This window comes from Pseudomonas sp. GW821-FHT09H03 (genome assembly GCF_059415945.1).
In genome coordinates, this window is the sequence record NZ_JBWKOF010000005.1 from 39,236 (window position 1) to 55,385 (window position 16,150).

Sequence of the window (16,150 nt, forward strand, 5' to 3'; positions counted from 1 at the left end):
GTCAGGTCGCCTCGGCTGTAACGGGAGAGGGTGCCGGTTTGCGCAGGGCATCCAGGCGTGAGTCGCTGTAACGGGTTTCACGGTAGAAGCGCCAACCGAACAGACTGTAGACGTTCATGATTCGTCCTTGCTCGCGATAGCCCATGCGCATGTGCAGCTTGAGGGCCGGTATGTTGTGCGACTCGCAGACGTCCACCACCTTGTTGCAACCCTGTGCGGCCATGGTTTTCCACAGGTCCAGTTGCAAGTCCACCGACAGCGTGGTGCCCCAATAGGCCCGGGTCAGTTCACCGCCGAATTCGAAGAACTCGCCGGGCTTCACCGGGAACAGGCAACCGTAGTAGTGGCGGTCGTGGTAATCGCGCTTGCTGCCCCAGATAAAGGCCACTGTGTCGCCGTTCTCATCCAGGTACATTTGCCCGGTATGGCCCTCGCGCGCCAGTTCGGCCATGGTGCCCACGCGGTCGCCGAAGTGCCGGGTGAACGCCACGGCGTTTTGCGCGGTGATGGTTTCCAGGCGCAGCGGCTTGTAGGCCCGAAGTTTGTGCGGCGGTACCGGGCTGACCAGGTCGCGCTCCATCCACAGCAGCTCCTCGTGGAAAAACACGTAGTGCTTCCAGACTTTATTGAAGGTGGCACGCAGGCCTTTTTGTCTGATGTGTTCGCTGAGTTTTTGCAGAATATTCATGTGTTGACTCCTGACGGCGTTGACCGTGAGTGGAGTGACTCAAAGCGCGAGCTGTCGGCTGCGCGGCAAAACAACCAATGACCTTCATGGGGCGCTCCAGCTCAGGGCGAACAGGGTTTCTGCTGGCAGATCAAAGCTGACGCGACCGTCCTGACAGTTGAACGGTGCGTCGCGGCTGCGGTTGTCGGCGCCGAAATAGCGCAGGGCCCCTTTGGTCAGCGGGCACGCCACGCCGGCCAGGCTCACACGCTGCAAGCGTGCGCCTTTGTTCACGCCCAGCAGGCTGCGTTGCAGCTCGGTGGCCATGGCCAGGGCGTCGACTTCGAAGGATTCGTTCTCCAGGCGCATCACATCGTGCAGCCAGTGCTGCGCAATGAATTGCTGCGCGAGGCCCACAGGCTTGAGTTCGAAGTGATTGTCACCGAGCACGCGCAGCATGCCCTTGGGGTACTCCGGCTCATCGGCGGCCTGGAAGAAGGCGAGCATGTCGAGCAAGCCGTCCTGGGACGAATTGATCACGACCGAGGCCCACCACAAAGAGGCGTAGTGGGTTTCCTGATCGTAAGGGCTCAGGCTGGCACCGCTGGACATGTTGGTCTGGTCCAGCAGCAAGGCCTTGCGCGGCCGGCCCTGGGCGTCGAGCCCCACCAGGTCCGCGGCGCGGCGCACGCTTTCGCGATAGACACGGGTGGCCAGCAGGTCGCGAATCATCCATTCATGCCAGGCCAGGGCATCGATCTTGTCGCCTGATTCGGCCAGCAGGCGCCGGGCCCAGTCGATGCCGCGCTTGTCGGCGGCGTTGTTGATGAACGGGCCGTTGACGAAACGTGAGCTGGCCGGCATGGCGATGCGTACGCCGGCCTTGGCGTTTTCCGGGTTGCTGAGCACTTGCCGGGCCATGCTGTCGAAGATGCGCTGATAGCTGGCGTAGTCCGGGTAGTTGAGGTTCGGTTCATCGGCAAAACCGATGTAGTGGGTGCCCTTGCCACCCAGTGCACGAGTCGCTGCAAGCCAGGCGTCGAGACCGGCGTTGCTGGTGTTGTCGGCGCGCAGATCAGCCTGGCGTTGTCTGCCGGCCAGCAGGGTGATGTCCTGGGTGATGCCGAAACGGTCCTGATACAGCCGACGGAATTTGTCTTCGTAGTGCGGCCGCGTCGCCATGATGTCGACCAGGCTGTAATAGGTGGCAGCCTTGACCTGAAGGGCATCGAGCACGGCGAAACTGGAGGCCGGCGGGAGCACGTACGGCAGGGCAACGCCCAGGTTCGGCGTGGTGCCGATTACCTGCTGGCTGAGCGTCAGCCGCACCTGGCCGTCGTCTTCGCGCAGGGGCTTGAGTTGCTGTGGGTTCTGCGCGAACAGGTTGGCGGTACCGTCGAGCCAGAACGCCACCTTGCCGCTGCCGCGCAGGCGCAGGCGCCATACCTGATCGACCGGGGCCACGGGCAGCTCGACTTTGTCGAACTGCCAATAGGCGGGGTAGGGTTTGAGCGACAGCGACAACTGTTTGCCGTCACCGATCCGCTGTGCCTGCAAACCGCCGACGCCGCCATGGTACTTGCCGGCCAGCACCGCGTGCTCGCCCGCCGCGACCTTGAAAAACAGTTCGTCGCCGTCCCGGGGCTCGGCACTGAAATGCACCTTGGCCGGAGCGAACAGCGCCACTGTGCGATCGTCGTGTTCAAGGGTATAGCGCCGGAAGCTGTAGCCCGGAACCTCCAGCCGGTAACTGGCGGCACTCGGTGCCAGGGGCCAGCTCTGGCTGCCGCGCACTTCACTGGCAGCGATCTTGCGCTCGCCCGCAAGTTTGCCCTGGCCGTCGAGCAGGTAGAGGCGCTCTTCATTGGCCTCGGCCTGCCACGCCGGCGCCCACACGACTTTCAGTATGTCCGGGCGATCGGCTTGCAGGTACAGGCTGCCGTCGCGGATGTCGGCCCAACGCATGGGCGCCGCCTGGACCTCCAGGCCCAGGCCAAGGCTCACCAGCAACAGCAGGCCTCTCATGCCGATTTCCGTTGCAGCATCTGCAGCATCGGCGCGACGTCGCTGGGCAGAATGATCAATGTTTGCCAGACCGGTACCTGGCTCAGCCGGCAATACATCACCAACAGGGCAACGGTCACCGCCAGATAGGCGATGGACGATGCGGCGGCGGCGCCGACGATGCCATAGAGCGGAATCAGCAGCAGATTCAGCGCCAGGTTGAGCAGGGCGCCGATGCCCATCAACAGCGAGATTGTGCCGGGACGGTTCTTGCCCAGCAGGTCCAGGCGCAGGATGCTCGCGTAGCACAGGCCGAGCAGGCCCGGCAGCAGCGCGAGCAAGGCCGGATAGGCCGGTTGATAGGCCGCGCCGAACAGTGTGACGATCAGCCATTGCCCGATCACAGCCATGCTCAGGCAGGCGCCGAGCATCACCGTGGCGGTCAGGCGCAGGGCCAGGGGCGTGACTTTTTCGATGCCTTCTTCCTGTTGCAGCAAGCGTTTCATCAGCGGCGTGGTCACCGCTTCCGGGACAATCAGCAGCAACTCGGCGGCGGCGCTGGCCATGGCGTAATGGCCCAGTGCGGTGGTGCCGAGCAAGGCGCCGATGAACAGGTAGTCGGAGCGCAGGATCACTTGCTGGAACAACAGATCGGGATGGCTGCGGGCGCTGTAGCGCAGCAGTTCCTTCTGGCTGCTGCGGTCCCATTGCAGGGTCAGCGGTTGATCGCGCTTGAGCCAGACCCAGCCGGCGATCACCACCAGGCTGATACCCGCCAGCCAGCTGATCAATGCCGCTTCCAGGGCGGCGGTTTTCCACATCCAGAACATCGCCAGAAACAGCAGCAGCGGGGTCAATGACTCGATCAGGCGCAGGGCGTTGAAGGCGACCACACCGCCCGAGGCATTGTGCAAGGTCAGCAAGCCACTCTTGAGCACGGTCAGCGGCACGGCCAGCAACAGCAGCCAGGCGAGCAGGCCCAGTTGCGTGGTGATCTCCAGTTCGGCACCGAACTCGCGCGTCAGCGCAACCACCAGCAATGTCAGCAAGCCCGCCAGTAGACAGCCGAACACCAATACCTGGCTCAACAGCAAACCCATCGGCCGTTGCTTGGCCGCCTGGAAACCCACCGCCGAATTCAGCCCGCCGCTGGTGGCGGCGCTGATCAGGTCGGGCAGGGTGCTGAGCAAGGCAAACAGCCCGCGTTCGCTGGGGCCGAGTATCCGTGCCAGCAGTACATTGCGCAGCAGGCGCAGGGCAATCATCGCCAATTTGGTGCCCATGCTCAGGGCCAGGTGTTTGAGGTAACGGTTGCGACTCATGGGCGGGCCCCACGGTAGAGGCGCCAGGACAACAGCTCAGGATTGCGTGCAGTGCGCTGGCTGACGCCGAAACGCGGCAGGTTCAGCGGTTCTTCGGTGCCCCGGTAGATTCCGGTTCCGGTACCCAGGGCAAACGGGTAGTCGTGATCGGCCACCTGCCGGCGCACCCGCGCATCGTTATCGCCATTGGGGTAGCAGTAGACTGGCAAGGGCCGATTGCACCCGTTGATCAACGCCTGGCGGCTGCGGCTCAATTCTTGCGCAAGACGTTGATCGTCGAGCCCGGTGAGGATCGCGTGGCTGGCACCGTGCGGACCGAAGCGCACCAGGCCGGACGCCTCCAGCGCACGCACCTGCTGCCAGTCCAGCGCCTGGGGCAAGGACTCCTGCGGGCACTCGTCGGTCAGGCGATTGAGGTCCAGGGGTGACAGGGTTTTGAGGTTCTGCAAAAAGTGCAGCAGGGCCAGGCTGCGGCGTTGCCTATCCGGATCATCGTACAGGCCCGGCAATGGCCGGCCCATCTTCTGCAGGCATTCGATCAGGTGCAGGCGCGCCTGTTCGCCATGGCTGCCCCAGAGGGTTTCGCCAACGCTTTCCCACCAGAACCGCTGGCGGCTGCCGATGAAATCGGTGGAGAGAAAAACGCTCGCCGGTACCTGGTGTTTGTACAGCAACGGGAAGGCGTGCAGTGCGTTGTCACGCCAGCCGTCGTCGAAAGTCAGCGTCACTTTCGGCCGTTGCGAGGCTAGCGCCGGCTGCAGGATGTCCATCAGCGGCACACAGTCGAAGTGTTTTTTCAGCCACACCAGCAGGTGCTCGAAAGCCTTGGGCCCGACGCACAGCTCATTGCGATGGGGCAGTTCGGCCGCGCTGTCGTCGGCCAGCACCCGGTGCAGCATCAGGATCACCCCGGCGCCGTGCAGTTGATTGCGCCCCACCGGGGAGTTGAGGTACAGCCAGCCGCTGGTGCGCTTGAGCAGTTGTTTAATCGCCATGGCTTGCGCCTCTCATCGATTTTGCTCGGGGTTCCATTGGGCATAGCGCTGGCCACGCAGGAATAGCCACAGACCGATACTCATCCCGGCGAGCGTCACCAGGACAAACGCGGCGAGGCGAAAGGGTTTGGGCAAACGGTGTTGCGAATCCAGCAGGCCGGCGATGGCCACCGTGTAACCGCACAGTTGCGCGATCAGGCTCAGGCGATAGAAGGCATGCTCGTCCCACAACCAAAAGTTGCTCAGCAGCAACGGCAGCAAGAGGACCGGCGCCAGACGCCGGATCAGCTTGTGGCTGATCAGGGCGATCGCATACAGGCCATGCTTGAACGGGTTCAGCAGTTCCCGGCGCTGGGCCAGGCTTTGCAGGCCGCCGACGGTGACCCGCTGGCGCCGACGGAACTGCTTGTCGGCTTCGTCGACGCCCTGATCGGTCACCCGGGCTTCGGGCACGTAGACAATGCGTTTGGACGCCGCCGGCGCGCAGGTGCTGATAAAGAAATCGTCGTTGACCTCCGCCGGGATGTTCTGGAACAACTCGCGGCGCAAGGCGAGCAGGGCGCCATCGGCGGAAACCATGCAGCCGGTGCGGTTTTCCACCTTGCGCAGCCAGCCTTCGTAGTGCCGATACAGGCTGTCGCCGATGCTCAGGCCTTTGCCGGTCACGGGGATCAGCATGTGCCCGGCGCAGGCGCCCACTTGCGGATCGACCAGGGGCGCGAGCAGGTGACCGAGGGTGTCGTTCGACCATTGGTTGTCGGCATCGGTGAACACCAGAGTCTCGCCGCTGCACAGGGTCACCGCTGCGTTGAGCGTGGTGGTCTTGCCCTGGCGTGGCAGGTCGAGCACGCTGATGCGCGGGTCGATGACTTTGCGGGCACAGGCCACGGTGTCGTCGGTCGAACCATCGCTGGCCAGAATCACCTGCAGCGAACGCGCCTGATAATCCTGGGCGAGCACGGTGCGCAACTTGGCTTCGATATGCCGTGCTTCGTTGTGCGCGGCAATCACGATGCTCACGTCCATCGGTTGTGCCGGGCCGTGACGTGGCGCCGGATACAGGGGCGCGAGCAAGGTCAGCAGCAGCGGATAGCCGAGGTAGGCATACACCGGTAACAGCAGGCACAACCAGAAAATGAGTTCAGCCACGGGCGGGCCTCCTGGCATTCCAATGACAAAGGCTGAGGATGAACGCGGCGCCGGCCAGGTGCAGACGCACCCAGTGCAGGCCCCAGAGTTGCAGGGTCAGGGACAGGTCACGGTGTTTGGCGCTCTGGCGCACACTCAAGACCAGTGCCGGCAGGGTGGTCACCAACACCATCAACAGCGCGTGATGAGGGAAGCCATCGAACAGGGCGGAGATCGCCAAAAAATCCAAAAGCCAGACCACCAGCGACAGCATCGGAAAGCGCAGCAGGCGCAGGCTCGCCCCATGGGTACGCAGCAATTGCAGATGGCTGCCCTGGCGCCACAGTTCCTTGCCCATCCACTCGCGCCAGCTGGCTTCGTAACCCCAGTGCAACGCCACACTCTGGTTGACCGCGAGCAGGCGCGCGCCGGCCTCGGCCAGGCGCATGGTCAGTTCCTTGTCTTCGCCGGTACGCAACTGTTCATTGAAGCCACCGACCTTTTCGAACCAGCGACGGCGCATCAGCAGGTTGGAGGTGGGCAACCATTGCACGACCTGCAGCGGCTGGGCGTCGGGGCGCGCTGTGCGGCGTTGCCAGGCATCGGCGAACCACGGGGCCTCGGTCGGGGTGTGCAAGTCCAGACCGATCACGTCGGCCTGGCCATCGGCCTCGAGCTCGATGAGTCGCACCAGCCAGTCCTCGGGCATTTCGATATCGGCATCGATGAACGCCAGCCATTCGCTGCGGGCAATGGCTGCGCCGCGATTGCGCAGGGCGCCAATCAGTAACCCGGGCATCACCAGTACCTCGGCGCCGAATTGGCGGGCGATCTGTGGGCCCTGATCGGTGGAGCCGTTGTCGACCACGATCAACTCGCACTTGAGGCCGGCAGCATCGGCGGCATGTTGCGCGGCAAACAGGGTCCGGCTGATGTGCCGCGCTTCGTTGTACATCGGAATGACGATACTGATGCTCTTCATGCCCTGGCCTCCATCAATGGTGCTTCTTCGGCTTTGGTGCGCAGCACGCTGGTCAGCGCGAGCATGATCCACAGGTACTTATGGTTCGGCGCACTGAGGAACATCAGGAACAAGGTCAACGACAGGAAACTCATGCCCAGGTGTGTCAGCACATTGGCCTGATCCCAATTGCGCCGCAGCATCCAGGCGCGTCGGGCCCGGGCCAGGTTGTACAAGCCCAGGCCCAACATTCCTACAAACATCAGGCCGGCGGGTATTCCCAGTTCACTGAAGATTTCCAGGTAAGTGTTGTGGGCGCGGCGGTACAGGTCCTCGGGCTTGCCGGTGTTGGAAAACGCCTTGGCGTAGCCGGTGGTTGCATAGTGCAGCGGGAAGGTGCCGGGGCCGGTGCCCAGCAGCGGGTTCTCGGCGATCATCGCGCTGCCGACCACAATGTAGGAAGAGCGACGTCCCAGGGAGGGGTCCTGACTCTTGGCGCCGGAACTGAGGATGCTCAGCGATTGAATGCGCGCCACGTATCCGGCCGGCATCGCATACAGCGCCAGTGGAATCACGATCGCCAGGCCCAGCATGGCGAAACCCAGGTGGCGCGGGCGGATGCGCGGCAAATAGGCGCGATAGTGCCATGCGCCGATCATCAGGCTCAGGAACAGTACCACCAGGCCGGAACGGGAATCGGTCTTGGTCATGCCGCCCAGCAGCAGGAGCGTGCAGCCACCCCAGAAAATCCGCTGCAACAGGTTTGGGCTGCGGATCACCAGCAGCAGGGCCAAAGGCACGGCGAAGGCAATCAACAGGGCGAAGTTGTTCGGGTCCTTGAGCAAGCCCGAAGCTCGCCCCGCTTCCTGATATTTGGCCGAGAATATCGCCATGGCACAGGTCACGGCGATGCTGACGACCACCAGCCGCGAGAACAGGGCCAGATTCATCTCGCGCCCGATCAGCAGGGTGATGACAAACAGAATCACGCCCACGCTCAGTTCGCGCAGATGGCCAAGGGAGATGCCCATGTTGTCGGTGTTGAGCAAGCTCAGCAGGTACAGGGTCATGAAGCCGACCAGGTAGCGCCAGATGTTGCTGCGCAGACGCTCGGAGGGTATCTGGTGCATCGCCAGTTGCAGCATCAGGATCAGCACCAGCGATGCGCCGAGGAACTTGGAACCGGAAAAGGCGTTGTCCTTGAACAGGCCTTCAAAGGGCAGGATGGCGGCAATGCCCAACAGGCCCCAGGTCGGCTTGCGGTAAAGCAGCGCAACGCCCACCAGGCCCAGCACCGCTCCTGGCGCCAGAAAGGGATAAGGGCTGGCCAGCAAAGCGAGGCAGACCAGACCGAGCAAACTGACGATCGAGAGCGGAAAAATCACGCGCGTGCCTCCCGTGCAGTACGGATATAAAGCTGCGACCAGCGTTCGGCCAGGGCCTTGAGGTCGTAACGGTCCAGTTGGGTGCGCCTGGCGTTGTCGCTCAGTTGCCGGGCCAGGGCCGGCTCAGCCAGCAGCGTGTCGATCTGGCGGGCGAGGGCGACGCTGTCGGTGGGCGTCGCCAGCAAGCCGTTGTGCCGATCCTGCAGCACGTCGGGAATGCCACCGACCCCGAACGCCACCACCGGCACGCCGGCCTGCATCGCTTCGAGCAGAATCATCGGCGTGCCTTCGGTGCGCGAGCTGATCACCAGCGCATCCAGTTGCCGCCACCACTGGCGCATCTCGGTCTGGTAGCCCGGCAACGTAATGCGTTCGCGCAACCCGGCGGCTTCGATCCGCGCCTGCAGGCTTTGCCGCTCCGGGCCATCGCCGAGCATCACGGCGTCCAGTTGCGGGTACTGCTGACACAACGGGATCAATGCATCGAGAAACAGGTCCGGACCTTTTTCACTGCTCAATCGTCCGACGTACCCGGCCAGCCAGCGCTGGCGTACGCCGACCGCTGGCGGCGGCTCGTTGGCGGCCGGCAGGCCGTTGGGAATGACCTGCAGTTTTTCCGTGCGCACATTGGCCTGGCGGTGCAGCACGGCGATGCTCTCGGCGACGCAGACCACGCGGTCCACCGATGCGGTGCGACACAGTTGCAGGCTCAGCCAGGTGTAGAACTTCTGCTTGCGACTGCGCGGGGTGAAGCCGTGTTGGGTAATCACCAGCGGCAGGCGCAACAGCGTGGCGCCGACCCAGCCGAACAACAGCCCTTTGAAATTGTGCGTATTGATCAGCGGCCGCTGGTCTCGCCGCTGGCGCAAATACCCCAGCAACTGACCCAAACCCGCGCAGCCCTGACAATCGACGCCGGCCTGGCGAAAGCGCGCGACGAGTTCCGGCGGCGCATCGAGAAACAGCACCTGGTGCTGTCCCGGCGTTGCCAGGCAATGGTCCAGCAGCATCCGCTCGGCCCCATAGAAGCCGCCGCTGCTGAGCAAGTGAATGATCGGCAGGGCGCGAGGGGTACCGAGCGGCACGTTCAATTGCGCACCCAATGCAGCAGGCCCGGAACGCTCCAGTTCTTGTGCGGATTGCTTGGCAGGGTGTTCTGCTCGTTGATCACCAATAGCACCGGCAGGCCCAGTTCATGGGTGATTTGCGCTGGATGCTTGAAGCGGTGATCGAAGAACTCACGCACGTAGACCAGGGCAATCGCCAACAGCAAGCCGGTGAACAGGCCGAACGGGATAATCAGCATCGGCTTGGGGAACGCCGCTTCAGTCGGTTCAAACGGTGGGCTGAGGACCCGTGCGTTAGACAGGTCGTTGTCCAGTGCCCGTGCGGTGCTGCTTTCGGCAAAACGCTGGGCGTAGGTGGAGAACGCCGCGTGCAGGGCGTCGATCTCGGTGTCCATCTGTCGCAGCTTGCTCTGGGTTTCCTGCAACTGGTGGATGCGGTTCTTGAACTCGGCGATGCGTGCGGTTTTCTGGTCGATCACCGAGCTGACAACCGCCAGGTCGTTGGTGCGTTCCTGAATCCGGTTGCTCACCACTTTGAGGAACTGGGCGCGGGTGCGGGTGATTTGCTCACGCGCCAGCAACATCGGTTCACTGCTGGGCTGGAAGATCGCCAGGTCGCTCATGTAGCGGCTGACCAGGGTCGTCAGTTGCTCGCCCAGTTGCTTCACCTCACGGTCTTCGAAGGCCACGTTATCCACGGTGGTGGTGAAGGTATAGGGGAAGGTGTAGTCGTTGAATCTGGCATTGCTGGCAGCGGCCAGGTTGGTCTTGAGGTAGTCGAGCCAGCGTTGGCTCTGCAGCAGGCGATCCTGATACAGGTTCAGCGCTTGTTCCTCGGTGTTGATGGCGTTGAGGCGGAAGGTGATTTCTTCCCGGGGATCGGACGAGCCAATGCTTTCGAGCATCGTCAGACGATTGTTTTCCAGGCCATCGAGGCGCGTCTGGTACTGCGTTTTCTTGGTTTCGTAGAAGCTCTGCGGCAGGTCGATGGACTGCAGTTCCTGACGACTGACCAGGTAGTTCTGCAGCAGCGCCGCGACAAACCGGGTGCCTTGGGCCGGGTCGGGGAAACTGTAGATGATGGAAATCACGTTGGAGCCAGGCAAGGTCTCGATCTTCAGATCGTCGGACGCTTCCTGGGTCAGGGCATCGAGCAGGGTGTCACGTACCGGATCGGTTTCCAGGCCGAGCATATTGCGCACCGGATTGACCAGGTGTTCGCGAATCGGGTGGGTCACAAAACGCTGGATCGGCTCAAGTACCAGCTTGTTGAGCACGCTGACAGGGGGATCGTACTCCCCCTTGTCGCGCAACTGGCTGATGGTCTGCCGGATCAAGGCTGGCGAGCGCAGGATATTGCTCTCGGTTTCCATGTCCGCCAACGAAGGTGGAATGAAGGACGCATTCTCCTGATTGAGCGAGGTAGTGGCATCGCCCTGGGAGAGTTTCTTGGATTGCACAATCACTTGGGCGGTGATGTCGAAGGTCTGCTTGAGCAACAGCGGCAAGACCAGGGCGATCACTGCAAAGACCAGGAAGACTCGTTTCACCAACTGCTTGTTGGCGAAGAAGATCCTGAAGAACTCGTGCAGGTAGTTTTCCTTTGGATTCATAACGGTCACCTGTGAGTTAGTCATCACTGTCTTTGTTGTCGACGCGGTAGCTGAAGCTCATGCCCACGCCCTGGAACAACACCACGTCTGCCAGTTGCCGTGCGAGCTCACCGGCGCTGGCCAATTTGGTCTTGGGCACATAGAGCATGTCGTCGGCTTGCAGGTAGGCGATCTGGGTGGCGTCGCCAGACAAGGCTTTTCCCACGTCGTAACGGTGCGCGACCACCTGATTTCCGTTGCGCCGCATGATCATCACCGAGTCCAGGCGTGCCTTGATGTTGGAGCCACGTGCCATGGTCAGGGCTTCGAGGACCGACACCGGACGGCGGATGGGGTAGGACCCCGGCTGCCCGACTTCACCCAGTACATAGATTTCGTTTCCGGCGGTGGACTTGAGCAGCACGTCCACGGTCATCCGCCCGGGCAGTTGGGCGTAGCGTTTGTTGAGGAAGTCTTCGAGCTGATTGACGGTCATGCCTTGCAGCGGCACCGAACCGATTTCCGGAAAGCTGGCGTAGCCGTCGGTGCCCACGGTGATCTCACGGCTCATGCCGGTGCCGGGGTGGTTGAGTACGGACCTGAGGTTCTGCTCATTGGTCAGCGGGGTGGTGACGACCACCGACAGCTGATTGCGGTTGGGCTGGAACAACTGTTTGCGCTCGTACGCGCGCTGGATCTCCTGACGGGCTTCATCACGGGTCAGCCCTTCGATTTTCACCGAGGTGTTGGCACCGGGCAGTTCGATGGTGCCGTCAGGCATCACCAGTTGGGTGCCGTTGAGCTGGCTGGCGGCAGTGAAGTTCAGCGCGACGGTGTCGCCGGACTGCACGCGATAGGCATTCGAGCCACTGGTGCTGATGTGGAAGATCACGTCCAGCACATCCTGAGGGCGCAGGGTTTGCTCGACCTTGGGTACATCGGTGGCCTGGGCATTGGCCGGTGCGGCAGTGAGAATCTGCACCGGCATGCTTTGCGCGTTATCGGAGGTGCTGGAGCAACCTGCAAGCGGCAGCAACAGCAGGACAAGCATTCTGGCGTTCATGGCGTCATCCTTTTCTGATTGCTTACAGGTTTTTGTACAGCCACTTGGGCATGTAGTACTTGCGTCGGTTGAACACGCTGCCGACCAGTTTCGCCCCGGCCTGGCTCAGGCGCTGGACCGCCGCCTGGGCGACTTCCCAGCGGGTGTCTTCAGAACGCACGACCATCACCACGCCATCGACCTGTGTACTGATGACCAGGGTATCGGCGGCCGAATACACCGCGTCGCCGTCGATCACCACGAAGCGGTACTGACTGCCAAGCTGATTGAACAGCGGGCTCAGGCGCTCCGGCGTCAGGTGTTCGGTGCTGCGCGAGTAACGACCAAACGGCAGGATGTGGAAGGGCAGGCTGGACACGTTGACCACGCAGTCCTGCAATAGCGGTGGGCTCTGATCATTGAACAGCAGGTCGCGAAACCCCAGCTCCCTGGTCAGCCCCAACTGTTGTGTGAGGTTGGTCGCCGACTGGCTCGCGTCTACCAGCAACACCAGGCCGCCGCTCATTTGCGCCAGCTGGCTGGCCAGCGCCAGGGCGCTGGTGGTGGTACCCGTGCCGGGGTTGGCGGCGGTCAGAAAGAGGATCCGCAGATCTTGATCGAGTACGGCCGAAGTCAGGTTGGACTCGCTCGGGTTGGCAATGCTGAGACTTTTGGCAATTGAACCGTCCATTTAACTGGCTCCGTGTCCGCTGAACACTTTGAAGGGGGTTTTCAAAAGAATCTTCAGATCAAGCAGCAGGCTCTGCTCGGCGATGTAGCTGAGGTCCAGCTCAACGCGCTGGTCGAAGTCGATGTTGCTGCGCCCGGAGATTTGCCACAGGCCGGTCATGCCGGGGTAAATGCTCAGGCGAGCGAGATGACTGTCCTTGTAGCGGTAGGCGTTGAACGACGTCGGCCTGGGGCCTACCAGGCGCATGTCGCCGGTGACCACGTTGAACAGGTTGGGCAGTTCGTCGAGACTGGTACGGCGCATGAACCCGCCGATGCGGGTGATGCGCGGGTCCTTGTCGATCTTGAAATCGATGGCGTCGGCCCCGTGTTTGTTCAAGTGCCGCAGGGACTCCTTGAGCTCCTCGGCATTGGCCACCATGGTGCGGAACTTGTACATGCCGAACATGCGGCCGCGGTAACCGGTGCGTTTTTGCACGAACATTACCGGGCCCGGGCTGGTGAATTTGACGACCAGTGCCAGCCCGAGCAATACGGGCGAAATGATCAACAGGATCGACAGCGCACCGAGGCAGGCGAGCACGCGATTGGTGCGCGACAAGGTCCATGGGCGGCCACCGTCTCGACCGGTAACCCAGCCACGGCCCTGCATATGAATGGCGGCATCGATGCGCATGCGCTGCTCGGGATCCAGGCGCTTGTCGGGGCGCAGTTGATTTAGCGGCACACTTTTCTCATGTCCAGTCATAGGGTCCTCCGCAGTCTTCGCCGCGAGCAGCATGGTCGATGGGTAGTTATCAGTAGTAAGTGCGAAACCAGGCGATGAACCGCCCGAGTCCCTCATCCAGCTCGATTTGCGGCTGGAAACCGGTCGCTCGTGCCAGGTCGCTGGCATCGGCGCAGGTGTTGAGTACGTCGCCGGGTTGCATGGGCAGCAACTCGACCTGGGCTTTTTGCCCCAAGTGTTTCTCCATTAGCGCCAGGTAATCCTTCAGTTCCACCGGATGCTGGCCGCCGATGTTGTAGATCCGCCAGGGCGCCATGCTGGTGGCCGGGTCCGGTAGCTCGCGGTCCCATTGCGCATTGGCCTGTGGCGCACGGTCGATCAAGCGGGCGATGCTCTCGATGATGTCGTCGATATAGGTGAAGTCGCGCTGGTGCTCGCCGTAGTTGAACAGCTTCAGTGGCTGGCCTTCGGCAATCGCCCGGGCGAACTGGATCGGCGACATGTCGGGGCGGCCCCACGGACCGTACACGGTGAAAAAACGCAGGCCGGTACAAGGAATGCCGAACAGGTGGCTGTAGCTGTGGGCCATCAGTTCGTTGGATTTCTTGGTTGCGGCGTACAGCGACAGCGGGTGATCGACGTTGTCCTGCACCGAGTACGGGGTGTGCTGGTTGGCGCCGTACACCGAACTGGACGAGGCGTAGATCAAATGCCTGACCGGGTGCTTGCGGCAGCTTTCGAGGATGTTGAGGAACCCGCTCAGGTTGCTGTCGACGTAGGCTCGCGGGTTTTCCAGGGAGTAACGCACCCCCGCCTGGGCGCCCAGGTGAATGACCACCTCGGGTAGCTCCTGGGCAAACAGAGTCTCTATGGCCGTGGCATCGGCCAGGTCAATCGTCGAGAGCTGGAAAGGGCCGGCCTGCTCCTGCACCCAGCGCACGCGATCGTGCTTGAGTTGCGGGTCGTAGTAGTCGTTGAAGTTGTCGAGACCGAACACCTGGTGCCCGTCGCGCAACAACCGCAATACGCAATGGGCACCAATGAAGCCGGCCGCTCCGGTGACGAGGATCTTCATGGGCGTACGGCCTCGGGGACGATGTGGCGCAAGCCAATGCCGCTGTAATGCAGGCCTGCCGCCGCGACTTGTTCCGGGTTGTACAGGTTGCGTCCGTCGACGATCACTCGTGAGCGCAGTTTGCCCGCCAGCAGATCGAAGTCGACGACGCGAAAGTTTTTCCATTCGGTGCAGATCACCAGGGCGTCGGCGTCTTCCAGGGTGTCGTCGCGGGTGGCGCACAGGTGCAGGTCATTGCGATAGCCGTAGAGGCGTCGGCATTCGGACATGGCTTCCGGGTCGTAGGCCTGCACGCTCGCACCTTCGGCCCACAGTGCTTCCATCAGATAGCGGCTGGGTGCTTCGCGCATGTCATCGGTGTTGGGTTTGAAGGCCAGCCCCCAGACCGCAATGGACTTGCCGGCGAGCCCCTCGGGAAATTTCGCCCGCAGTTTGCTGAACAGGATATGCCGCTGACTGTCGTTGACGTCCGTGACACTGCGCAGCAATTTGAGCGGCATGCCATTGTTTTCTGCGGTATGCAGCAGGGCGCGCAGATCCTTGGGGAAACACGAACCACCGAAGCCGCAACCCGGGTAGATGAAGTGATAACCGATGCGCGGGTCCGACCCGATGCCTTTGCGCACCGATTCGATGTCCGCCCCGAGCAGTTCGGTGAGGTTGGCCAGTTCGTTCATGAAGCTGATGCGCGTGGCCAGCATCGCGTTCGCTGCGTACTTGGTCAGCTCGGCGCTGCGGTTGTCCATGAACATCAGTTTTTCATGGTTACGGCAGAACGGCGCGTAGAGCTCGGCCATCTGGCTGCGGGCCTCATCGTCAGCCGTGCCGATGATGATGCGGTCCGGGCGCATGCAATCGGCCAGGGCGCTGCCTTCCTTGAGAAACTCCGGGTTGGAGACCACCCGTACTTTCAACCCGCTCTTGCCCCGGCGCTGCAACTCCTGAAGGGCGGTGGCACTGACCTGGTCGGCGGTGCCGACCGGCACGGTGGACTTGATGATCAGGGTGCGGTCGGCCTCCATGTAGTCGGCAATCTGCCTGGCCACGTTGAGCACATGGCTGAGGTCGGCTGAACCGTCTTCATCGGCGGGCGTCCCGACGGCAATGAAAATCAGCTCGGCGTGCTCCACCGCATCACTGGCCTGGGTGGTGAAGAACAACCGGCCGGCCTTGATGTTTTCCTCCAGCGTGCTGGACAGCCCCGGCTCACTGATCGGCGGTACGGCTTGTTGCAGTTGCTTGATCTTGTTCGGATCAATGTCGACACATAGCACCCGATGTCCGACATCGGCCAGTGCCGCTGCTTGTATCAGGCCGACGTAGCCCGTACCAAAAACGCTCACGTCCATTTTGGCGTGCCTCACAAGACGGTGAAGAAGAGAGAGGAAACATGTGTGCCAAAAGGGGTATAGACCAGCCTCGGGAAAGTGCGTCAGCAAAATGGCATGTTAAATCGGTAAGACATTCCCCCAGGTTTGGGGCTATGTGCCACTAA

General features: G+C 62.2%; 14 protein-coding genes. All 14 read right to left on the reverse strand.

Annotated features, from left to right (window positions below; translation table 11 throughout):
* Position 1 precedes the first annotated feature (1 nt).
* Entirely contained in the window at positions 2–688 is a 687-nt protein-coding gene (locus tag AC07OG_RS08475; RefSeq protein ID WP_218423305.1) for a GNAT family N-acetyltransferase, read from the reverse strand.
* An 84-nt stretch (positions 689–772) separates the two neighbouring features.
* Complete coding sequence (locus AC07OG_RS08480; RefSeq protein WP_495066744.1) at positions 773–2,692, reverse strand: hypothetical protein; 1,920 nt, start codon at positions 2,690–2,692, stop codon at positions 773–775.
* On the reverse strand, positions 2,689–3,993 hold the full coding sequence (locus tag AC07OG_RS08485; RefSeq protein WP_495066745.1) for a lipopolysaccharide biosynthesis protein: 1,305 nt from the start codon (positions 3,991–3,993) through the stop codon (positions 2,689–2,691). Before AC07OG_RS08485 ends, AC07OG_RS08480 begins: the two co-directional genes overlap by 4 nt.
* The gene (locus tag AC07OG_RS08490; protein WP_495066746.1) at positions 3,990–4,988 is read right to left on the reverse strand and encodes a polysaccharide deacetylase family protein; all 999 of its coding nucleotides are present in this window, start codon (positions 4,986–4,988) and stop codon (positions 3,990–3,992) included. The genes AC07OG_RS08485 and AC07OG_RS08490 overlap by 4 nt, the downstream gene beginning before the upstream one ends.
* 12 nt (positions 4,989–5,000) lie before the next feature.
* On the reverse strand, positions 5,001–6,137 hold the full coding sequence (locus tag AC07OG_RS08495; protein WP_495066747.1) for a glycosyltransferase: 1,137 nt from the start codon (positions 6,135–6,137) through the stop codon (positions 5,001–5,003).
* Positions 6,130–7,098, reverse strand: coding sequence for a glycosyltransferase (locus AC07OG_RS08500; RefSeq protein ID WP_495066748.1), 969 nt, complete (start codon positions 7,096–7,098; stop codon positions 6,130–6,132). The genes AC07OG_RS08495 and AC07OG_RS08500 overlap by 8 nt, the downstream gene beginning before the upstream one ends.
* Complete coding sequence (locus tag AC07OG_RS08505) at positions 7,095–8,462, reverse strand: O-antigen ligase family protein (RefSeq protein WP_495066749.1); 1,368 nt, start codon at positions 8,460–8,462, stop codon at positions 7,095–7,097. The genes AC07OG_RS08500 and AC07OG_RS08505 overlap by 4 nt, the downstream gene beginning before the upstream one ends.
* Positions 8,459–9,553, reverse strand: coding sequence for a glycosyltransferase family 4 protein (locus AC07OG_RS08510; protein WP_495066750.1), 1,095 nt, complete (start codon positions 9,551–9,553; stop codon positions 8,459–8,461). The genes AC07OG_RS08505 and AC07OG_RS08510 overlap by 4 nt, the downstream gene beginning before the upstream one ends.
* The gene (locus AC07OG_RS08515; protein WP_495066751.1) at positions 9,550–11,142 is read right to left on the reverse strand and encodes a GumC family protein; all 1,593 of its coding nucleotides are present in this window, start codon (positions 11,140–11,142) and stop codon (positions 9,550–9,552) included. Before AC07OG_RS08515 ends, AC07OG_RS08510 begins: the two co-directional genes overlap by 4 nt.
* A 16-nt stretch (positions 11,143–11,158) precedes the next feature.
* Positions 11,159–12,184 (reverse strand): polysaccharide biosynthesis/export family protein, encoded by a 1,026-nt coding sequence (locus tag AC07OG_RS08520; protein WP_495066752.1) that lies wholly within the window; start codon positions 12,182–12,184, stop codon positions 11,159–11,161.
* Between the two features lie 22 nt (positions 12,185–12,206).
* Positions 12,207–12,854 carry a CpsD/CapB family tyrosine-protein kinase gene (locus tag AC07OG_RS08525; RefSeq protein WP_495066753.1) on the reverse strand — a complete coding sequence of 216 codons (648 nt, stop codon included), beginning with the start codon at positions 12,852–12,854 and terminating at the stop codon, positions 12,207–12,209.
* Positions 12,855–13,601, reverse strand: coding sequence for a sugar transferase (locus AC07OG_RS08530; protein ID WP_495066754.1), 747 nt, complete (start codon positions 13,599–13,601; stop codon positions 12,855–12,857).
* A 49-nt stretch (positions 13,602–13,650) separates the two neighbouring features.
* Positions 13,651–14,655, reverse strand: a complete 1,005-nt coding sequence (locus AC07OG_RS08535) for an NAD-dependent epimerase (RefSeq protein ID WP_218423293.1) — start codon at positions 14,653–14,655, stop codon at positions 13,651–13,653.
* Complete coding sequence (locus AC07OG_RS08540) at positions 14,652–16,004, reverse strand: UDP-glucose dehydrogenase family protein (RefSeq protein WP_495066755.1); 1,353 nt, start codon at positions 16,002–16,004, stop codon at positions 14,652–14,654. Before AC07OG_RS08540 ends, AC07OG_RS08535 begins: the two co-directional genes overlap by 4 nt.
* Between the last annotated feature and the right edge of the window lie 146 nt (positions 16,005–16,150).